Below are 18,070 nucleotides of genomic sequence, written 5' to 3'. Positions count from 1 at the left end.
TGAAGCGTAAAATCAGTGGGGAAGCATGAGCGATACGGGCACGATTACCGGCGATGACGGAAAGAGCCGGTGCCACTGGCATGCCAACCTTCCCGACTACATGCGCTACCACGACGAGGAGTGGGGGCGGCCCGTCACCGATGATATCCGCCTCTTCGAAAAGATCTGCCTCGAAGGTTTCCAGTCCGGTCTGTCCTGGCTGACGATCCTGCGCAAGCGCGAGAATTTTCGCGCTGCCTTCGCCGGCTTCGATTTCGAAAAGGTCGCGCTGTTCGACGATGCGGATATCGAGCGCTGCGTCGCCGATGCCGGCATCATCCGCCATCGCGGCAAGATCGTCTCAACGATCAACAATGCGAAACGCGCCATCGAGCTCAAAAAGGAATTCGGCTCGCTCGCCCGCTATTTCTGGAGCTTCGAGCCGGGTGCTGCCGACCGCCCCGGCGCAGTCAACCGCGCCTATATCGCCGCCAATCCGACGACGCCGGTTTCGGTGCGTATCTCCAAGGATTTGAAGAAGCGCGGCTGGACCTTTGTCGGCCCGACGACAGTTTATGCCTTCATGCAGGCCATGGGTCTTGTTAATGATCACGTCGAGGGCTGCTTCTGCCGCTCCGAAGTTGAATCCATGCGGAAAGCACTGGTACGTCCATGAGGAAATTGCTTGCGACAGCCGTTCTGATCGCCTTTGCCGCAGCGCCTGCCCTGGCGCAGGCGCCGCAGCTCGATCCCGGCGAGAAGCTGGAAAAGCTTCAGTTCCCCGCCGTGACCATGCAGATCAAGGGCTGGACGAAGTTCGGCAACAGCCACGTCTTCACGCTGCCGGTCAAGGCCGGCCAGCACGTGAAGATCAGCTTCGAGACCCGCAGCCAATTCGCCTTTCTCGCCATCTTCGATCTGTCGAAAGCCGATGACGAGGCCTTCTTCGGCACGGATGAGGATGGATCGGCGCTCGATACCGTCGTCAAGGACGATACGACCTGGCTGCTCAGGCCCTATTATTCCAAGGTCTCGCCGCGCCGCGGTCTCGGCGCCCCCTATACGCTGATGATCGAGCCGCAGGCTCCGGGCACGGCGCCGCCCGCCGCAAAGCCGGAGACGCCGCAGCGTCCGACGCTGTTCCCGCCGAAATCCGACGCGGGCGAAGAAGAGTAAGGCTTAGCCGAGCCCATCCAGCAGGTCCCGCAACTCGCCGAGATGCGGGATCTTGCGGAAACGGGGTGCATCGGATGGCTCGTCAATATGCTCCAGCACCCAGGTGAGCTCGTGCGGCACGAAGACGCCGTAGCTGCCGGCGGCAATCGCCGGCACGATATCCGATTTCAGCGAATTGCCGACCATCATCGCCCGCTCCGGCCCATCGCCGACCTTGGAAAAGATCCGCCGGTAGGTGACCGCCGTTTTGTCGGAGACGATTTCCACGGCGTCGAAGAAATCCCCGAGCCCCGATTGCGCCAGCTTGCGCTCCTGGTCGAAGAGATCGCCCTTGGTGATCAGCACCAGCAGATAGTTGCCGGCCAGCATCTCCAGCGTTTCCTGCACATGCGGCATGGTCTCGACCGGATGCGAGAGCAGATCGCGGCCGGTATCGAGGATCTGCGCGATCACGCTCGCCGGCACCTTGCCCTCGGTGATCTCGATTGCCGTCTCGATCATCGACAGCGTGAAGCCTTTGATGCCGAAGCCGTAATGCGCAAGGTTGCGCTTCTCGGCCTCCAGCAGCCGCTCGGATATCTTCGGCCCCTCGGCGAAATCGGAGAGCAGCTCGGTGAACTGCGCTTCGGTCAGCCGGTAATATTGCTCGTTCTGCCAGAGCGTGTCATCAGCATCGAAGCCGATCGTCGTCAGCGCGTGCTTGCTCATCGGATGCTCCTGCAATTCCCTCAAGGCGAATCTATCGGCGCCGGCCGCCGAGACAAGGGCTTTGTTTTTTGCCGGTCAGGTTGCCGCATGCCGTTGAAAAGCCGAAACACGCACTTACGTACATCATGCCTCATCAGCAGCCAGCCCCGGCTGTGCCTGTTCCGCAGGCCAATAATCAAAAACATTGCATTCCGCAGCCCGCAGGCACCCCCGCCTGTGGCAGTCACAAGGAAATTTCCTCATGAAATACAATCAGCTTGGAAATACGGGCCTCTTCGTCTCGGAGATCTGCCTGGGCACGATGACCTTCGGCGAAGCGCATGATGGCAACTTCTGGGGCGCCATCGCCGATGTCGATCAGGCCGCCGCCGACAAGATCGTCGAGCGCTCGCTGGCAGCCGGTGTCAACTTCATCGACACGGCCGACGTCTATTCCTTCGGCGAATCCGAAAGGCTTCTCGGGCAGGCGTTGAAGAACCTCAACGTTCCCCGCAAGGACGTGGTCATCGCCACCAAGGTCTACAGCGTCATGGGCGACAAGCCGAATGATCGCGGCGCCTCGCGCGGTCACATCATGGATTCGGTCGAAGCCAGCCTGAAGCGTCTGCAGACCGATCATATCGATCTCTACCAGATCCATGCGACCGATACAGTGACGCCGATCGACGAAACGCTGCGCGCCTTCGACGATCTCGTTTCCCAGGGCAAGGTGCGCTACGTCGGCGTCTCCAACTGGCAGGCCTGGCGCGTCGCCAAGGCTCTCGGCGTCTCCGAACGCCGCGGCTTCGCCCGCTTCGAAACCATCCAGGCTTACTATTCGATCGCCGGGCGTGATCTCGAGCGCGAGATCGTGCCGCTGATGAACGAGGAAAAGCTCGGCCTGATGGTCTGGTCGCCTCTGGCCGGCGGTCTGCTCTCCGGCAAGTATGGCCCGGGCGCACCCGGCAATGGCGAGGGACGCCGCGCCAATTTCGACTTCCCGCCCGTCGACAAGGACAAGGCATGGGAATGCGTCGCGGTGATGCGCGAAGTCGCCGAAAAGCATGGATCGAGTGTCGCGACCGTGGCGCTCGCCTATGTGCTCGCCAAGCCCTTCGTCACGTCGGTCATCATCGGCGCCAAGCGCATCGAGCAACTCGACCAGAACCTCGCTGCCACGCAGCTGAAGCTCGATGCCGACGATATGAAGAAGCTGGATGACGTCAGCGCCTTGGCGCCGGAATATCCTGGCTGGATGCTTGCCCGCCAAGGTGCCGCGCGCCGCCCGGAACCCTTTGAACCGAAGGCCTGAGAACAGACAAGGCGCCGGCCCGCCCGGCGCCTCAGTTGAACGCGACCGCGCTGATGAAGCGCGGCCGCGTGAAGGCGCGCTCGGCGAATGTCATCTGGCCGAAGCCGAGGATGCTGGAGAGCATCGTGTAGGTCGTGGCGCCCTCGACATAGATGACGGAATCGCCATCGGTGATTTGCGGCAGCGTCGAACTGTCGAGCACCTGCGCCTTCAGCAGGCTGACCGTGCCGCTCTCCTTTTTCCAGTCGAGCTTGTAGATCCCACCAGTTTTCTTGATGCTCGAGATCCTGAGCGCGCTCGGCGCGGTGCTGTTTTGCTGCAGATTGGTGAAGACGCCGTAGATGTTGGAAACGAAGGTGGCGTCGATCGACGTCTGCCTGGAGATCACATCCGCCACCACACCATTGGCTTCGACGATGTTCTGGTAGGTGCGGAACATGTCGAAGACGGCGACGCTGGCGATGAAGAAGAAGATCATCACCGGCGCGACGAAGGAAAACTCGATCGCCGAGGCGCCCGAGCGGCTTTTCAGAAACTCTTTCAGAATGCGGATCATCAGCCTGGCTCGTTCACGAAGGCAAAGCGTGAGGTCAGGCGCACGCCGCCGGTACTGTCTTTGGGCAGCGCCAGCCCGTAACCCAGCCCCGGCACCAGCGGATCGACCACATAGCAGGCGCGGGCAAAGACGATCTGCGAGCGCTGGCCGCCGGTATAGGTCGTCACCGGATCGATATTGACGCTGCGATCGACACAGGAGGTTTCCGATGTCGGAAAGTCGGTCGACTTGCTGATCGGCGTGAATTCGATGCGGATCGACTTGATGCAGTTCGTCAGGATGATCGCCTCGTCGCAAACCTTCTTCTTGAAATCGTCATAGGTGAAGTTCGAGCCGGCCACCTGCAGCGCCCGCGATCCACGGCTGACGGCGCGATCGAGCATGATCGATTGCGTCATGATCCAGCCCGCCTCGAATGTGGAGAAGACGAGCGAGAAGACGATCGGTGCGAGGATGGCGAATTCAATACCCGCAGCCCCGGCGCGGTCCCGCCGGAGGCGGTTGAGAATGCCGGTCATTGCGTCAGCCTCAGCTTCTTGATCGATGTCGAGATCGACTTGAAGGCATCGCCGATGCCCGATCCCGAAGCCGGATAGTAATGACCGGGGCTGGTGGCGCAGTTGGTCATCTGTGTCGTTGCATTGCCGCTCACCTCGAAGCCGATGGTGAAGACGGTGATGCCGCTCGACTTCGCCGCCGTGCAGACCGAGGAGAGCATCTTGGCCGTGTCGGTGGAGTTGATGATCTGCTTGTTGTCAGGCGCCTGGGTGACCGGGCGGCTGTAATCCTTTGGCCGGTACTGTTCGGTGATCGCGCCGTCGGTCATCAGCACGATGACCTTCATCGTATCCGGATCGCCGAAGGCCGCCGGACGGTTCGCGAATTTCGCATCCATCAGCTTGGCATCGACTGCCGCGTTGACGATGGTCTTTGCCGCCGGGTTCAGCAGCATGTAGCCCCATTGCATCGCATTCTGCGTGCCGGTGCCGTCATGCAGTTCGAGCTGGGTGATGCGGTTTTTCAGATAGGTGGCATCGTTGGAGAAATAGGTGATCGCCGTCGATTCCACCGGGCACCACCAGGGCTTCAGGTCGGTGCGCCCATAGTTCCATTGCGTGAAATGCGGAACCTGCGCCGCATCCTTGAAACTCGGCACGCTGCCGCCGAAGCCCGACGTGCTGAGCTCGATGCAGGACGAATTGGAGTGATCGCGCTTGGCGCCGAGCCTGTCGAAGATCGCCGAGCCGACATTCACATGGCCGGCATAGGGCACGATGGTGATCGTCGTGTAATCCTTGGTCTCGTCGGTCAGAACCTGATCGATGAACTGCTGGGCGGCCTTCTTCAGGTTCTTGATGCGGTTGCCGTTCATCGAGCCCGACATGTCGAGCATCAGCGACATCTCGATATTCTGCTTGGCTTCCTCCGCCGTCGAGACGGCCGCGACGCTGAGCTGGCGCACGCCGACGAGATGGATGAAGGTCGTGTCCATCACATAGGCGGCGCTGGCGCTGATCTTCCTCGAATTCAGCCCCTTCGTCTCGGTGAAGTTGACGGTCACATCCTGCGCATAGGAGAGGTTCTTCATGAAACTGCGGAGCGTATCCTCGGGCTTCTCCTTCTGGGAAAGCGAGGCGGCGGCCAACACGCCGCGGTCGAGACCATCCTGCAGTTCGACACGGATCGCCTCATAGCGCGCCAGATCGATCCCCGCGCCGCCCGCTGCAATCAGCGGCACCAGCAGCAGCGCAAAAACCATGGCGACATTGCCCTTGGTTTCGCCGGCAAGCATTCGCGCTTTCGAAAGAAGATGTCTCATCGCTTTTCCTAAGTTGATGAGACCGTTTGTATTTTAGATAAATTAGAATTTCGTAATCAAAACATTACTAAGTCGTTGTAAATAAAACGCAAAAATAGAGTTCTAATTTATCAAGTATCGAAATACGAGCAATCCGAGATGAGGAAGCGCCAGCTTTTCACCGGCGCCTCCAGTCATGATTGATTAATTAGCGTTTTTACTCAACCATGCGTTCATCTCGGCAATTTCCGCTTCCTGAGCCTTGATCACGGCTTCGGCGAGTTTGCGAATCTCGGGATCCTTGCCGTATTTGAGCTCGATCTTCGCCATGTCGATCGCGCCCTGATGATGGGGGATCATGCCGCGAACGAAATCGATATCGGCATTGCCGGTCATCTTGACCATCATGTCCTTGTGCATCTTGGCATTGGCCTCAGCAAAGGCATGGCTGGATGGGCCGTGGTCGCCCATCGGTTTGCTCATATCCATCTGCATGTCCTCGGCAAGTGCCGGGGCAGCGAAAGCGAGGGTGGAAAGAAGAGCGATGATTTTCATAGACATGCGAGGTCCTTCCTCTGTCTGACAAAAGAAAATGCACGATCGGTGTCGTGCAGGCGTAATCGAGGTGTCAGACGAGGCGGGGAGGAGGGGCCTGCGGCGCCGGGCGCAGATCGGCAAGCACCCTGCCGGCAGCCGGTGCCGGATAGGCGAAGACGTGCTTTCCGCCATCGGCGATCACCACAGCAGCCGGTGTCACCAGACAATAGGAGCAGGTCGTCATATGGCCGGGATTGCCGGGCGAACACGGGTCCTTCGCCGCGTCCTGCCCATGATCCATCGCCATATGGTCGGATGCGCCCATTCCGGGCATGTCATGCATGACGGAAGCGGTCGGCTGGCTCATCGACGCGCACATCGGACAGCCCGCCCAGGCGGACGCGCTGAACGTCAGCCACCCCAATATCATCGCCATGATCGCAACGAGACGCATGAGCCGAAGATAGGTGAGGGCGCCTGGTTCGCCAAGAGGCGGATCAGAGCTTGGCGGCTTTTCTCAGGACTTCGTTGATCCGCCCCTGCCAGCCCTTGCCGGTCGCCTTGAAGGCATCGATTACGTCAGGATCGAGCCGCAGCGAAATCTGCCGCTTCGGCTTCTCGACTGCAGGCCTGCCTCGCGCCCGGCGAATGCTCTCGGCCAGCTCTGGGAAGACCTCGGCGAAGGGACGGGCATTCTTGAAGTCTTCCTCGGTCCATTCGGGATTGTCGCTCACGGCATCCCAATCGTCCTTGCTATATCCGCGTCCCTCCTTGAACTCGGTTTGCAATTCAGTTTTCTTGGCTGTCATTCAGGAGCCGCCTTCCGTTACTTTGGCTGGCCGCATCGAGATCACCGACAGGGCTTCCGCACCCAATCTCGCGAAGATCACCACGAGAGTACCATCCGCAAATCTGCCGATCGCCATGACGCGGCCGCTGCGGGCAGGCCGAAGGATCGCTGACAGGAAAAACGTCAGATCGAGATCTGCGAAGTCCAGCCCGTGCTTGTCGAGATTTGCGATTCTTTTCGGCTCATCCCAAACGATCCTCACCGCAATGATATCCGATATTAAAAGTGATACAATAAATTCTGGATTGCAACCAGAATAATATGCATCTCAGTAGTCGGCAATCACCTGATGGACGATCTGATAGTCGCGGCTTTCCTCGCCGAGCGGCGCCACCGGCCAGCTCCAGGATGCCTTTATGTTCTGCGGCACCGAGACGCCTTGCAGCAGGTCGGCCGTCTCGTGCGTCTTTCCCGTCCGGTCGATCACGGCATAGGAGATATCGGTGACGAGGCAGTTGGCGCAGGGCAGGGCCTGCATCCCCTCTATATGCGCGGCGATCAATCGCTGCACGGTATCATCAGGCATTGCGCTAACTTGCTCCGCCTCGAAACGCCGCTTCACTCCGCGGCCGATCTGCGACAGCAGGTTCGCCGAGATCACCAGATCGAGATAGGGGACGCCGCGCAGAAAGCCGAGCGGCTCCGCATTGCCCGTCTGTCGCAAATCGTCATAGCCGGAGAGATCACGCTCGATCAGCCGGACGTTCCGGTAGCCCTTCGCCCTCAGCCACAGCCGCACAGAGGCGAGATGCACGAGATCGACCAGCACGACCGTATCGAAGGTCTTCGCAAGCGCCTCGATCGGCACGTCACGCAGCAGTCCAGACCCGAGCACGACAACCGTCCGCTTCTGCCGAAGAGCGGCAGCCGCCGTTAGCATCGCCGCCCGGCTCTTCTCCTCATGCACCGCCCATGAACTGCTGCAGCGCCGGGCGCGCGACCAGAGATTGACGGAATAGCGGATATAGCCGCGGTGGGCCTTGGTCGTCACGGGAACTGTGGCGGCATACTGGAGGATTTCGGCGATCATGGAATTCTACTGGTACGTTCCCGGCAATATAGACTGCGTGCGTCGCGGAAAGCGACTAATCGGTCAGGCCGAGGCGCCGCCGCAAGAAATCGTCGATGGTATCGGCTGATTCCCCGCTTTCGATACTGTCCAGCTCGGCTTCAGCCTCCTCAAGGTCCTGCGCGTCCTCGACATATTGCTGGATGACCTGGAAGACATAATCCTCGACAGACATCTCCGCCTCGGCGGCGTGCTCGGCGATGATTGCGTGCATTTCATCGGGCATTTCGATGGTCATGATCTTGGTCATCGCCGGGCTCCTTTTCCCGGCAAATCTATAGCAGCGGGCGGCGCCGTTCGCCAGCCGTTGCCCTTGCCGCCCCCGGCTCGTTCCTCTAAGAGAACCCTTCATTCAGCAGTTTGGAAAATCTGGCCAGTAACCCTATGAACGACAAGCAGAAGAAACCGCAAAAGCTCAAGGCCCGCCTGCCGCGTGGCTTCGTTGACCGGTCGGCTGACGATATTCGCGCCGTCAACGAAATGACCGCGAAGATCCGCGAGGTCTATGAGCATTATGGTTTCGATCCTGTCGAAACGCCGCTCTTCGAATATACGGATGCGCTCGGCAAGTTCCTGCCGGACGCCGATCGTCCGAACGAAGGCGTTTTCTCGCTTCAGGACGATGACGAGCAGTGGATGAGCCTGCGCTACGACCTGACGGCGCCGCTCGCCCGTCATGTCGCCGAGAATTTCAACGATATCCAGCTGCCCTACCGCACCTATCGCGCCGGCTACGTGTTCCGCAACGAGAAGCCCGGCCCCGGCCGCTTCCGCCAGTTCATGCAGTTCGATGCCGATACGGTCGGCGCGCCGGGTGTCCAGGCCGATGCCGAAATGTGCATGATGATGGCCGATACGCTCGAAGCCCTCGGTATCAAGCGCGGCGATTACGTCATCCGCGTCAATAACCGCAAGGTTCTTGACGGCGTGCTCGAAGCGATCGGCCTCGGCGGTGACGACAAGGCCGCCCAGCGCCTCAACGTACTGCGCGCCATCGACAAGCTCGACAAGTTCGGCCCCGAGGGCGTCGCCCTGCTGCTCGGCCCCGGCCGTAAGGATGAGTCCGGCGACTTCACCAAGGGTGCCGGTCTCGACCAGAGCCAGATCGACAAGGTCCTCTTCTTCGTCGGCATCAAGGACTATGCCGAAAGCGCTGATAAGCTCGCCGAGCTGGTGGCCGGCACGTCCAAGGGCGGCGAAGGCGTCGAGGAACTGAACTTCATCGGCAGCCTTGTCACCAGCGGCGGTTACGACAGCACCCGCATCAAGATCGACCCCTCCGTCGTCCGTGGCCTCGAATATTACACCGGCCCGGTCTACGAAGCCGAGCTCCTCTTCGACGTCACCAACGAAAAGGGCGAAAAGGTCGTCTTCGGTTCGGTCGGCGGCGGTGGGCGTTATGATGGTCTCGTCTCCCGCTTCATGGGCCAGCCGGTTCCCGCAACCGGCTTCTCGATCGGCGTCTCGCGCCTGATGACGGCGCTGAAGAACCTCGGCAAGCTCGGCCAGAGCGAAGTCATCGAGCCGGTTCTCGTCACCGTCATGGACGGTGACGTCGAGGCGATGGGCCGGTACCAGCGCCTGACGCAGGAGCTGCGCGCCGCCGGTATCCGCGCCGAAATGTTCCAGGGCAACTGGAAGAAATTCGGCAGCCAGCTGAAATATGCCGACCGCCGCGGCTGCCCCGTCGCCATCATCCAGGGTGGTGACGAGCGGGCGCAGGGCGTCGTGCAGATCAAGGACCTGATCGAGGGCAAGCGCCTCTCCGGTGAGATCGAGGACAATGCCAGCTGGCGCGAAGCGCGCGTCGCGCAGGAAACCGTCCCGGAAGCCGACCTCGTCGCCAAGGTGAAGGAAATCCTGGCGGCTCAGGCGGAAGACCGGAAGCGAGCGGGCTGAGATGGCGGCGATAGACCCCCCTCTGCCCTGCCGGGCACCTCCCCCACAAGGGGGGAGATCGGCTGGGCTCTGGCCCACAATTTCCGATCTGACGTCTCCTTCGGCTCTGCGCATGCGAGGGACGCGTGCACTCGCATCCTTCGATCTCCCCCCTTGTGGGGGAGATGTCCGGCAGGACAGAGGGGGGTATTCCCCGGAGGCACCAGCGATATGCCCCTGACGAACCTACCCAACTTCGCCACCGATCTCCTCACCGAGTTCGCCACCCGCAAGACCGAGCGCATCGACACGCCCGTCATCCAGCCGGCCGAGCCCTTCCTGGATATCGCCGGCGAGGACCTCCGTCGCCGTATCTTCATGACGGAGAGCGAGACTGGCGCCAGCCTCTGCCTGCGCCCGGAATTCACCATTCCTGTCTGCCTGCGCCACATCGAGACCGCGACCGGCACGCCGAAGCGCTATTCCTATCTCGGTGAAGTCTTCCGTCAGCGCCGTGATGGCGGCAACGAGTTCTATCAGGCGGGGATTGAAGATCTCGGCGAGACCGATACGGCGAGCGCCGATGCGCGTGCCATCGGCGATGCCGTCGCCATCCTGCAGCGGTTGATCCCCGGCAAGACCTTCTCGACCGTTCTCGGCGACCAGGCGGTGTTCGAAGCCGTCGTCCAGGCGCTCGGCCTGCCGCTCGGCTGGCAGAAGCGGCTGATCCACGCCTTCGGCAACATGACGCAGATCGAGGCGCTGCTTGCCAGCCTCGTCAGCCCGCAATTCGTCACCGGTCTCGACGATGAGATCGCCAGGCTCGTGGCAGCCGGCGACGACCAGGCGCTGATCGCCCATATCGACCAGACGATGGAAGCGACCGGCTATTCCACCAATGCCAGCCGTTCGCCCGCCGATATCGCCCGCCGCCTCAAGGAGAAGCTGGTGCTCTCCGAAACCCGGCTCGATGACGACGCCTTCCGCGTGCTCGAGGAATTCCTGTCGCTGAACGTGCCGCTGGCCGATGCATCCTCGGCGCTGGCAGGCTTTGCCGATGCCGCCGGGCTGAAGATCGGCACCGCGCTCTCGCATTTCGACAGCCGCCTGGCTGCGCTCTCGAATGCCGGTCTCGATCTGTCATCGATGGATTACCGCGCCGCCTTCGGCCGCCCGCTGGATTACTATACCGGCCTCGTCTTCGAGGTCAGCGTCGAGGGCTCGTCGGCGGTTCTCGCCGGTGGCGGCCGCTTCGACAGGCTGTTGAACTTCCTCGGCGCCCGCGAACGCATCCCGGCCGTCGGCTTCTCGCTCTGGCTCGACCGCATCGAAACGGAAAGGGCAGCGGCATGACCGTTACCATCGCACTGCCATCCAAGGGCCGGATGAAGGACGATGCCTCGGCGATCTTCGAGCGCGCCGGCATGAAGATCACTGCCGTCGGCAACGACCGCTCCTATCGCGGCCGCGTCGAAGGCTGGGATGATGTCGAGGTCGCCTTCCTGTCGGCTTCGGAAATCTCCCGCGAACTCGGCAACGGCTCGATCGATTTCGGCGTCACCGGCGAGGATCTGGTGCGCGAGGGCCTGGCAGAGACCGACAAGCGCGTCGAATTCTGCGCCCGCCTCGGCTTCGGCCATGCCGATGTCGTCGTCGCCGTTCCGGAGATCTGGCTCGATGTCGATACGATGGCCGATCTCGGCGATGTCGCCGCCGATTTCCGCGCCCGCCATGGCCGCCGCCTGACCATCGCCACCAAATACTGGCGCCTGACGCAGCAGTTCTTTTCCAGCCAGCACGGCATCCAGCTCTATCGTATCGTCGAGAGCCTGGGCGCCACCGAGGGTGCGCCAGCCTCCGGCTCGGCCGATGTCATCGTCGATATCACCTCCACCGGCTCGACGCTACGGGCAAACCACCTGCGCGTCCTCAACGACGGCGTCATCCTGCGCTCGGAGGCCTGCCTCGTGCGTGCGCGCAAGGAAAGCCACGCGGCCGAGCCCGTCGTGGCGAAGATCGTTGCCGCCGTCCGCGGCGCACTCTGATCCTCTTCCGATACCGGAAACGAAAAAACCCGCCGTCGCGAGACGGCGGGTTTCTTTATGCTTGGGAGGGCTTCGGCTTAGGCAGTGAGAGCCGATACACCGCGGCGGGCGTCGATCGAGTAGGCACCGGCACCGACAGTTGCGAGCAGGATGTAGGCACCAGCCAGCGTGAAGTTCTTCATGACCATGATCTGGTTCAGGATGTTCACGAGTTCAGCACCGCTTGCATAGGGCAGGTGGAAGACGACGGCGGTGAACACACAGAAGGCAGCGAGCAGCCAGCCGACGATGCGAACCTGGAAGCCGACGAGAACGGCAAGGCCGGTCAGCAGTTCGAAGAGGCCTGCGAGATAGGTCAGAGCGGTTGCGGCCGGAAGGCCAGCACCGGCGATCATGCCGGCAGTGCCAGCCGGGTCGGTGATCTTGCCGAAGCCGGCGAGGATGAACATGAACGACAGCAGGATGCGGGCAAGCACGAGAAGAAGGCTAGAGGTATTCGACATGGACGTAATCTCCGTTTGAATGACTGTGAGATCCGCTGATCTCGTTGGCCACACTTGTCGCGCATTTTGTCGCAGCTGGAAAGATAAACGAACGGGGACGGTTCGTTCAGTATTTTGAAACGATCGTCTCTTGAAGGCGGCTTGTCTTCCCGGCGGTCGCTCTCTTATGGTCGGCCACCAACCCCCACGGAGATTTCAATGGCAGACCTTTCAAGCTTCCCGATCACCGAGCGCTGGCCGGCAAAGAACCCGGATGTCATCCAGCTCTATTCGCTGCAGACGCCGAATGGCGTGAAGATCTCGATCGCGCTGGAAGAGCTCGGTCTGCCCTATGAGCCGCATTATGTCGGCTTCGCTCAAAACGACCAGAAATCCGCGGAATTCGTCTCGCTCAATCCGAATGGCCGCATACCCTCGATCATCGATCCCAATGGTCCGGATGGCAAACCGATCGGCCTCTTCGAATCCGGCGCCATCCTGCTCTATCTCGCGGAGAAGACCGGCAAGCTGATCCCTGCCGATGCCGCCGGCCGTTACGAGACCATCCAGTGGGTCTTCTTCCAGATGGCCGGCATCGGCCCGATGTTTGGGCAGTTCGGCCATTTCTACAAGGCGGCAGCCGATAAGGTCGCCAACAACAGCTATCCGATGGAGCGCTACCGCGATGAGGCCAAGCGCCTGCTGAGCGTGCTGGAGAGCCGCCTGCAGGGCCGCCAGTGGATCATGGGCGATGAATACACCATCGCCGACATCACCACCTTCCCGTGGATCCGTGGCGCCGACATCTTCTATGGCGGCCGCGAGGTGCTGGAATACGCGAAATTCCCGGCCGTGATGGCCTGGCTGGAGCGCTGCATCGCCCGCCCGGCAAGTGCCAAGGGGCTGAACATCCCGGTCAAGCCGGTGTAAGCCAAACAGCAAAGGCCGGTCGCAGGACCGGCCTTTTTTCAATTCTGTGCCTGCGCAGTGACGATTACTGGCGGCTCGCCATCTGGTTGGCGCTGTCGAGCTTGAAGCGCGGGAAGATGAAGACGCCGACCATGCTGCCGCTGTACTTCTCTTCCAGCCCGGCAGACTCGCCCATGCAGAACAGCGGCTGGCGGAAGCCGTTCGGCATGACGATGGTCGTCGAGAAGCAGAAGGAGGAGGAAAGCGTCGCGGCCTGCTCGAAGAGCGCCAGGATATGGGCGCGATCCTTCACGTCGTAACAGCGCATCAGGCTGAGCAGCCCGCATTCCCGGCCGGCGAGACCATGGAGCATCGAGCTCCATTCGCCAAGCTGGATGACGCCGCTGGAGAAATCGCCGTTCCACGCTTCAGAGACGGAAAACTGCGCGAGCATTTCCTGGTTGTGATGGGTCAGATCAAAGGAGCCAGGCGTAAGAGGGGCTGCAACATTGGCTTTGGCGATCTTGAACAAATGGGGTTCCCCGTGTCGTGCGCAGTTCTATGCAGCGCTCGTGCGGTGTGACGAAAACATCTTCATGCGACACCGGTCATCATGTCCGGGCGTGAGCAAAATACGGCGCCGCCAATGCGGAACCCTTCTCATGCTCTTTTCAAAATTCTGGCGCGGAATGCTCTGCAGCCGGCGTCATTTGCAAAATACGGTCTTCCGCTGGCGGGCGGAAAAATATCGTCATGCACTGCAATTTGCAGCGCGGATTTATAGGCAGTTTTTGAAAGGCGGCAAATGCTTTTTCGGGGGTAATCCGCAACGCGAAGGATGCGATATATTGCATGCTTCTATAAAAGGTAGAAGAAATCAAAGTAAAAAGTTGCCCGTTTTGTGAGATGTAAACGGTTACGCTTCGCAAAAATTTCACATTGCAGCGGTGAAACCAATTTCACTGAGAGTATTTCACCTGATGACAAAAAACGCCGCTTGGTAAGTCTCGCGAAAGCTTCGGCGTCCGATTTTCGCACAAAATAGACGCTTAAACGTTTTACCAGTTCGATTCCTGTGGCCTCGAAAATTGGTAAGGCCGAATCGGTTCTCCGCAAACAAAAAGGGCGGCCCGAAGACCGCCCTTCCGTAACTGAACCGGTTGGCCCAGATGTTAGACCCGAAGGTCTTACATCATGTCCATACCGCCCATGCCGCCCATGCCGCCAGGCATGCCAGCCGGAGCGTCCTTCTTCGGCAGCTCGGCGATCATGGCTTCCGTGGTGATCAGCAGCGAAGCAACCGAAGCTGCGTTCTGCAGAGCCGTACGGACGACCTTGACCGGGTCGACGATGCCCATGGCGATCATGTCGCCATATTCGGACGTCTGGGCGTTGTAGCCGTAGTTGTCCTGATCCTTGTCGAGAACCTTGCCGACAACGATCGAAGCTTCGTCACCAGCGTTTTCTGCGATCTGGCGAACCAGAGCCTGCAGAGCGCGGCGGATGATGTTGATGCCAGCTTCCTGGTCGTCGTTCTCACCCTTGGACTTGATCTTCGTGGAAGAGCGCAGCAGAGCGATACCACCGCCCGGTACGATGCCTTCCTGAACAGCAGCGCGCGTCGCGTTCAGAGCGTCGTCGATGCGGTCCTTCTTTTCCTTGACTTCGACTTCCGTCGAACCGCCAACGCGGATAACGGCAACGCCGCCAGCGAGCTTGGCAAGACGTTCCTGCAGCTTTTCGCGGTCGTAGTCGGAAGAGGTTTCTTCGATCTGAGCCTTGATCTGGGCAACGCGGCCTTCGATGTCGGACTTGGCGCCAGCGCCGTCGACGATCGTGGTGTTTTCCTTCGAGATCGAAACCTTCTTGGTACGGCCGAGCATGTCGAGCGTAACGGATTCGAGCTTGATGCCGAGGTCTTCGGAGATGACAGTGCCGCCCGTCAGGATGGCGATGTCTTCCAGCATGGCCTTGCGGCGGTCGCCGAAGCCAGGAGCCTTGACAGCAGCGATCTTGAGGCCGCCGCGCAGCTTGTTGACGACGAGCGTAGCAAGAGCTTCGCCTTCGACGTCTTCAGCGATGATGAGGAGCGGTTTGCCGGTCTGAACGACAGCTTCGAGAACCGGGAGCATCGACTGCAGGTTCGAGAGCTTCTTCTCGTGGAGGAGAATGAAGGCGTCTTCGAGGTCAGCAACCATCTTTTCCGGGTTGGTGACGAAGTACGGGCTCAGGTAGCCGCGGTCGAACTGCATGCCTTCGACGACTTCGAGTTCGGTTTCAGCGGTCTTGGCTTCTTCGACGGTGATAACACCTTCGTTGCCGACCTTCTGCATGGCTTCAGCAATATCGAGACCGATCTGCTTTTCGCCGTTTGCGGAGATCGTGCCGACCTGGGCAACTTCTTCCGAAGTGTTGATCTTCTTGGCCTTGGCCTGGAGATCCTTGACGACTTCGGCAACAGCGAGGTCGATACCGCGCTTCAGGTCCATCGGGTTCATGCCGGCTGCAACAGCCTTGGCGCCTTCGCGAACGATAGCGCGGGCGAGAACCGTTGCCGTCGTCGTGCCGTCGCCGGCGATGTCGTTGGTCTTCGAAGCAACTTCGCGGACCATCTGGGCGCCCATGTTTTCGAACTTGTCTTCAAGTTCGATTTCCTTGGCGACCGAGACGCCGTCCTTGGTGATGCGCGGAGCGCCGAAGGACTTGTCGATAACGACGTTACGGCCCTTCGGACCGAGGGTGACCTGCACTGCGTCAGCGAGGATGTCGACGCCGCGCAGCATCTTTTCGCGCGCAGAGCGGCCGAATTTTACTTCTTTAGCTGCCATTTTGATAACTCCTGAAAAGGGGTGTCAGCGATAATCGGGACGGGATGACCGGCTGATTAGCCGATGATGCCCATGATGTCGGCTTCCTTCATGATGAGAAGGTCTTCGCCGTTGATCTTGACTTCGGTGCCCGACCACTTGCCGAACAGAACGCGGTCGCCAGCCTTGACGTCGAGAGCGACGACCTTGCCGGACTCGTCACGAGCGCCGGAACCGACAGCGACGATTTCGCCTTCCTGCGGCTTTTCCTTAGCGGTGTCCGGGATGATGATGCCACCCTTGGTCTTTTCTTCGGACTCAACGCGGCGAACGACGACGCGGTCGTGAAGGGGGCGGAAATTGGTGCTTGCCATTGTCTAATCCCTCGATCAAATGACATTCGCGGACCGGGGTGGCCCACATGGATGAGTGTTAGCACTCTCCAGTGAGGAGTGCTAGACGCCGTGCATTTAGGGATGGCTCCAGAAAGAGTCAAGGAAAGCCTTCGCGGATTTTTGCGACGAATTTGTGGAGAGGGCCGGAATTTCAGAGAGGGTAGGGGATTTGTCTGACGTGGTTGCCGAACCCATGCCGCGGCCCGCCTTTTCCGAGGCATTTGCCATCTGGGCCCGCATCGGCTGCCTCAGCTTCGGCGGCCCCGCCGGCCAGATCGCCCTGATGCACAAGACGGTTGTCGAGGAGAAGCGCTGGATCTCCGAAGACCGTTTCCTGCACGCCCTGAATTACTGCATGCTGCTGCCAGGCCCGGAGGCCCAGCAGCTCGCCACCTATATCGGCTGGCTGATGCATGGCGTGCGCGGCGGCATCGCTGCCGGCCTGCTCTTCATCATGCCGGGCTTCCTCGTCATCCTCGTCCTCTCCGGCCTTTACGCCTATTTCCAGAACGCCGAATGGCTGCTGGCGCTGTTCTTCGGCCTCAAGGCTGCCGTGCTCGCTGTTGTCATCGAGGCGCTGATGCGGGTTGCCGCCCGGGCGCTGAAATCGCGCTTTCATTATTATGTGGCGGCCGCCTCTTTCGTGGCACTCTTCCTGCTCAATCTGCCGTTCCCGCTCGTGGTCCTCGCCGCAGGCATCGCCGGCTTCGTCGTCGAGCGGCGCAGGCGAAAGGCGGAGGGTGTGGCGCCTGTCGAGGCTCCGGCGTCGGCGGCGGTGCTGTCGGGATTGACCAGCCGCCATATCGCCAGGCCGTTCCTGATCCTCGCCTTCTGGGTCCTCGTCTGGCAGTTCCCGCTGCTTATCGTTCGCGGATTGCATGCGCCATCCGATCTCATCGCCGAGGCGCTGAGCGGCGAGACCAACGTCTTTGCCGCCGTTTTCGTTTTCTTCTCGAAGATGGCCGTCGTCACCTTCGGCGGCGCCTATGCCGTTCTCTCCTATGTCGCGCAGATAGCGGTCGAGCATTATGCCTGGCTGCGCCCCGGCGAGATGCTGGACGGCCTTGCCCTTGCCGAAACGACGCCGGGGCCGCTGGTCCTCGTCCTCTGTTTCGTCGGCTTCATGGCCGGGTTCCGCAATGCGTTCGGCATCGATCCGCTGTTCGGCGGCGTGATCGGCGCCAGCCTCGCGGCATGGGCCACCTTCGTGCCGAGTTTCGTCTGGATCTTCGCCGGTGCACCCTTCGTCGAAAAGCTCCGCCAAAACAAGATCTTGTCGGCAGCACTCTCGGCGATCACCGCCGCCGTTGTCGGCGTCATCCTCAATCTGGCGCTCTGGTTCGGTCTTCACGTGCTCTTTGCCGATGTCGGCAATATCGCGCTGTTGTCGCGCGCCACCGGCCTTCCGCTCGTCAGCCTCGCCTGGCCGGTCTGGAGCACGCTGAACATCGCCGCTGCTCTGATTTTCGTTGCCGCCTGCGTCATGCTCTTCCGCTTCAAGCTCGGCATGGTCAGCATCCTCGGCTTTGCCGCCGTGGCCGGTCTCGCCGTGCGCGGCGTCGAGCTGCTTCTCTAGCGGCGCGCTCCTGT

23 protein-coding genes are annotated in these 18,070 nt (G+C 60.8%); 9 read left to right on the top strand and 14 right to left on the bottom strand.

What is annotated here, in order from left to right; genetic code table 11:
* The first annotated feature begins 25 nt into the window (after positions 1 to 25).
* Both ACODR6_RS03100 and ACODR6_RS03095 read left to right on the top strand, forming a co-directional pair.
* Positions 26 to 655: a DNA-3-methyladenine glycosylase I gene (locus tag ACODR6_RS03100; protein ID WP_489020650.1), complete on the top strand. Its 630-nt coding sequence runs from the start codon at positions 26 to 28 to the stop codon at positions 653 to 655.
* Positions 652 to 1,155 (top strand): hypothetical protein, encoded by a 504-nt coding sequence (locus tag ACODR6_RS03095; protein WP_112713067.1) that lies wholly within the window; start codon positions 652 to 654, stop codon positions 1,153 to 1,155. Before ACODR6_RS03100 ends, ACODR6_RS03095 begins: the two co-directional genes overlap by 4 nt.
* Before the next feature lie 3 nt (positions 1,156 to 1,158).
* Here ACODR6_RS03095 and ACODR6_RS03090 read toward each other — a convergent pair whose 3' ends face one another.
* Positions 1,159 to 1,863: an HAD family hydrolase gene (locus ACODR6_RS03090; protein ID WP_203429522.1), complete on the bottom strand. Its 705-nt coding sequence runs from the start codon at positions 1,861 to 1,863 to the stop codon at positions 1,159 to 1,161.
* A 241-nt stretch (positions 1,864 to 2,104) separates the two neighbouring features.
* Between ACODR6_RS03090 and ACODR6_RS03085 the strand changes: the two genes are divergently transcribed.
* Entirely contained in the window at positions 2,105 to 3,154 is a 1,050-nt protein-coding gene (locus tag ACODR6_RS03085; protein WP_203429521.1) for an aldo/keto reductase, read from the top strand.
* 31 nt (positions 3,155 to 3,185) lie between these two features.
* Here ACODR6_RS03085 and ACODR6_RS03080 read toward each other — a convergent pair whose 3' ends face one another.
* The 9 genes from ACODR6_RS03080 to ACODR6_RS03040 all read right to left on the bottom strand — a co-directional run bounded on the left by ACODR6_RS03080 (position 3,186) and on the right by ACODR6_RS03040 (position 8,214).
* Positions 3,186 to 3,710, bottom strand: a complete 525-nt coding sequence (locus tag ACODR6_RS03080; protein WP_203429520.1) for a TadE/TadG family type IV pilus assembly protein — start codon at positions 3,708 to 3,710, stop codon at positions 3,186 to 3,188.
* Positions 3,710 to 4,228 (bottom strand): TadE/TadG family type IV pilus assembly protein, encoded by a 519-nt coding sequence (locus ACODR6_RS03075; RefSeq protein ID WP_489020647.1) that lies wholly within the window; start codon positions 4,226 to 4,228, stop codon positions 3,710 to 3,712. Before ACODR6_RS03075 ends, ACODR6_RS03080 begins: the two co-directional genes overlap by 1 nt.
* Positions 4,225 to 5,529 carry a pilus assembly protein TadG-related protein gene (locus ACODR6_RS03070; RefSeq protein WP_489020645.1) on the bottom strand — a complete coding sequence of 435 codons (1,305 nt, stop codon included), beginning with the start codon at positions 5,527 to 5,529 and terminating at the stop codon, positions 4,225 to 4,227. The genes ACODR6_RS03075 and ACODR6_RS03070 overlap by 4 nt, the downstream gene beginning before the upstream one ends.
* Positions 5,530 to 5,712: 183 nt before the next feature.
* A complete protein-coding gene (gene copM / locus ACODR6_RS03065; RefSeq protein ID WP_489020643.1) occupies positions 5,713 to 6,069 on the bottom strand; it encodes a CopM family metallochaperone in 357 nt (118 codons plus the stop codon).
* Between the two features lie 67 nt (positions 6,070 to 6,136).
* Positions 6,137 to 6,412, bottom strand: coding sequence for a hypothetical protein (locus ACODR6_RS03060; protein WP_348652515.1), 276 nt, complete (start codon positions 6,410 to 6,412; stop codon positions 6,137 to 6,139).
* A 130-nt stretch (positions 6,413 to 6,542) separates the two neighbouring features.
* Positions 6,543 to 6,854, bottom strand: coding sequence for a BrnA antitoxin family protein (locus ACODR6_RS03055; protein ID WP_112713053.1), 312 nt, complete (start codon positions 6,852 to 6,854; stop codon positions 6,543 to 6,545).
* Entirely contained in the window at positions 6,855 to 7,097 is a 243-nt protein-coding gene (locus ACODR6_RS03050) for a BrnT family toxin (protein WP_489020641.1), read from the bottom strand.
* A 66-nt stretch (positions 7,098 to 7,163) separates the two neighbouring features.
* On the bottom strand, positions 7,164 to 7,925 hold the full coding sequence (locus ACODR6_RS03045; protein ID WP_489020639.1) for a hypothetical protein: 762 nt from the start codon (positions 7,923 to 7,925) through the stop codon (positions 7,164 to 7,166).
* 55 nt (positions 7,926 to 7,980) lie between these two features.
* A complete protein-coding gene (locus ACODR6_RS03040; protein WP_025555534.1) occupies positions 7,981 to 8,214 on the bottom strand; it encodes a hypothetical protein in 234 nt (77 codons plus the stop codon).
* A 134-nt stretch (positions 8,215 to 8,348) separates the two neighbouring features.
* Here ACODR6_RS03040 and hisS point away from each other — a divergent pair, with 134 nt between their 5' ends.
* From hisS to hisG, 3 genes are all read left to right on the top strand, one after another.
* Complete coding sequence (gene hisS, locus ACODR6_RS03035) at positions 8,349 to 9,863, top strand: histidine--tRNA ligase (RefSeq protein ID WP_489020637.1); 1,515 nt, start codon at positions 8,349 to 8,351, stop codon at positions 9,861 to 9,863.
* Between the two features lie 210 nt (positions 9,864 to 10,073).
* Positions 10,074 to 11,195, top strand: coding sequence for an ATP phosphoribosyltransferase regulatory subunit (locus ACODR6_RS03030; protein WP_130278974.1), 1,122 nt, complete (start codon positions 10,074 to 10,076; stop codon positions 11,193 to 11,195).
* The gene (gene hisG, locus ACODR6_RS03025; protein WP_489020635.1) at positions 11,192 to 11,887 is read left to right on the top strand and encodes an ATP phosphoribosyltransferase; all 696 of its coding nucleotides are present in this window, start codon (positions 11,192 to 11,194) and stop codon (positions 11,885 to 11,887) included. Before ACODR6_RS03030 ends, hisG begins: the two co-directional genes overlap by 4 nt.
* A 77-nt stretch (positions 11,888 to 11,964) precedes the next feature.
* Here the strand turns inward: hisG and ACODR6_RS03020 are convergent, their stop codons facing one another.
* Positions 11,965 to 12,390 (bottom strand): DoxX family protein, encoded by a 426-nt coding sequence (locus tag ACODR6_RS03020; protein ID WP_130278972.1) that lies wholly within the window; start codon positions 12,388 to 12,390, stop codon positions 11,965 to 11,967.
* Between the two features lie 198 nt (positions 12,391 to 12,588).
* Here ACODR6_RS03020 and ACODR6_RS03015 point away from each other — a divergent pair, with 198 nt between their 5' ends.
* Positions 12,589 to 13,299 carry a glutathione binding-like protein gene (locus ACODR6_RS03015; protein ID WP_112713041.1) on the top strand — a complete coding sequence of 237 codons (711 nt, stop codon included), beginning with the start codon at positions 12,589 to 12,591 and terminating at the stop codon, positions 13,297 to 13,299.
* A gap of 64 nt (positions 13,300 to 13,363) precedes the next feature.
* Here the strand turns inward: ACODR6_RS03015 and ACODR6_RS03010 are convergent, their stop codons facing one another.
* Positions 13,364 to 13,810: a hypothetical protein gene (locus ACODR6_RS03010; RefSeq protein ID WP_112713039.1), complete on the bottom strand. Its 447-nt coding sequence runs from the start codon at positions 13,808 to 13,810 to the stop codon at positions 13,364 to 13,366.
* Between the two features lie 130 nt (positions 13,811 to 13,940).
* Between ACODR6_RS03010 and ACODR6_RS03005 the strand changes: the two genes are divergently transcribed.
* Positions 13,941 to 14,183, top strand: coding sequence for a hypothetical protein (locus ACODR6_RS03005; protein WP_203429510.1), 243 nt, complete (start codon positions 13,941 to 13,943; stop codon positions 14,181 to 14,183).
* A gap of 282 nt (positions 14,184 to 14,465) precedes the next feature.
* Here ACODR6_RS03005 and groL read toward each other — a convergent pair whose 3' ends face one another.
* Complete coding sequence (groL, locus tag ACODR6_RS03000) at positions 14,466 to 16,106, bottom strand: chaperonin GroEL (RefSeq protein WP_025555501.1); 1,641 nt, start codon at positions 16,104 to 16,106, stop codon at positions 14,466 to 14,468.
* A gap of 56 nt (positions 16,107 to 16,162) precedes the next feature.
* Positions 16,163 to 16,459, bottom strand: coding sequence for a co-chaperone GroES (gene groES / locus ACODR6_RS02995; RefSeq protein WP_004675403.1), 297 nt, complete (start codon positions 16,457 to 16,459; stop codon positions 16,163 to 16,165).
* Positions 16,460 to 16,673: 214 nt separating this feature from the next.
* Between groES and chrA the strand changes: the two genes are divergently transcribed.
* The gene (gene chrA / locus ACODR6_RS02990) at positions 16,674 to 18,056 is read left to right on the top strand and encodes a chromate efflux transporter (protein ID WP_489020717.1); all 1,383 of its coding nucleotides are present in this window, start codon (positions 16,674 to 16,676) and stop codon (positions 18,054 to 18,056) included.
* Positions 18,057 to 18,070: the final 14 nt, after the last annotated feature.

This window comes from Rhizobium sp. FG96 (assembly GCF_057808655.1).
Note: the sequence above shows the minus strand (reverse complement) of the source record. Positions and strands in the feature narration are given on the sequence as shown.

What these genes read in the sequence shown, in the direction of transcription:
- ACODR6_RS03045 (WP_489020639.1), bottom strand. Translation starts at nt 7,925, where the DNA reads ATGATCGCCGAAATCCTCCAGTATGCCGCCACAGTTCCCGTGACGACC.
- ACODR6_RS03080 (WP_203429520.1), bottom strand. Translation starts at nt 3,710, where the DNA reads ATGATCCGCATTCTGAAAGAGTTTCTGAAAAGCCGCTCGGGCGCCTCG.
- groES (WP_004675403.1), bottom strand. Translation starts at nt 16,459, where the DNA reads ATGGCAAGCACCAATTTCCGCCCCCTTCACGACCGCGTCGTCGTTCGC.
- ACODR6_RS03095 (WP_112713067.1), top strand. Translation starts at nt 652, where the DNA reads ATGAGGAAATTGCTTGCGACAGCCGTTCTGATCGCCTTTGCCGCAGCG.
- ACODR6_RS03075 (WP_489020647.1), bottom strand. Translation starts at nt 4,228, where the DNA reads ATGACCGGCATTCTCAACCGCCTCCGGCGGGACCGCGCCGGGGCTGCG.
- ACODR6_RS03040 (WP_025555534.1), bottom strand. Translation starts at nt 8,214, where the DNA reads ATGACCAAGATCATGACCATCGAAATGCCCGATGAAATGCACGCAATC.
- ACODR6_RS03100 (WP_489020650.1), top strand. Translation starts at nt 26, where the DNA reads ATGAGCGATACGGGCACGATTACCGGCGATGACGGAAAGAGCCGGTGC.
- ACODR6_RS03015 (WP_112713041.1), top strand. Translation starts at nt 12,589, where the DNA reads ATGGCAGACCTTTCAAGCTTCCCGATCACCGAGCGCTGGCCGGCAAAG.
- ACODR6_RS03085 (WP_203429521.1), top strand. Translation starts at nt 2,105, where the DNA reads ATGAAATACAATCAGCTTGGAAATACGGGCCTCTTCGTCTCGGAGATC.
- ACODR6_RS03030 (WP_130278974.1), top strand. Translation starts at nt 10,074, where the DNA reads ATGCCCCTGACGAACCTACCCAACTTCGCCACCGATCTCCTCACCGAG.
- groL (WP_025555501.1), bottom strand. Translation starts at nt 16,106, where the DNA reads ATGGCAGCTAAAGAAGTAAAATTCGGCCGCTCTGCGCGCGAAAAGATG.
- ACODR6_RS03090 (WP_203429522.1), bottom strand. Translation starts at nt 1,863, where the DNA reads ATGAGCAAGCACGCGCTGACGACGATCGGCTTCGATGCTGATGACACG.
- copM (WP_489020643.1), bottom strand. Translation starts at nt 6,069, where the DNA reads ATGTCTATGAAAATCATCGCTCTTCTTTCCACCCTCGCTTTCGCTGCC.
- ACODR6_RS03070 (WP_489020645.1), bottom strand. Translation starts at nt 5,529, where the DNA reads ATGAGACATCTTCTTTCGAAAGCGCGAATGCTTGCCGGCGAAACCAAG.
- chrA (WP_489020717.1), top strand. Translation starts at nt 16,674, where the DNA reads ATGCCGCGGCCCGCCTTTTCCGAGGCATTTGCCATCTGGGCCCGCATC.
- ACODR6_RS03020 (WP_130278972.1), bottom strand. Translation starts at nt 12,390, where the DNA reads ATGTCGAATACCTCTAGCCTTCTTCTCGTGCTTGCCCGCATCCTGCTG.
- ACODR6_RS03005 (WP_203429510.1), top strand. Translation starts at nt 13,941, where the DNA reads ATGCTCTTTTCAAAATTCTGGCGCGGAATGCTCTGCAGCCGGCGTCAT.
- hisG (WP_489020635.1), top strand. Translation starts at nt 11,192, where the DNA reads ATGACCGTTACCATCGCACTGCCATCCAAGGGCCGGATGAAGGACGAT.
- ACODR6_RS03060 (WP_348652515.1), bottom strand. Translation starts at nt 6,412, where the DNA reads ATGAGCCAGCCGACCGCTTCCGTCATGCATGACATGCCCGGAATGGGC.
- hisS (WP_489020637.1), top strand. Translation starts at nt 8,349, where the DNA reads ATGAACGACAAGCAGAAGAAACCGCAAAAGCTCAAGGCCCGCCTGCCG.
- ACODR6_RS03055 (WP_112713053.1), bottom strand. Translation starts at nt 6,854, where the DNA reads ATGACAGCCAAGAAAACTGAATTGCAAACCGAGTTCAAGGAGGGACGC.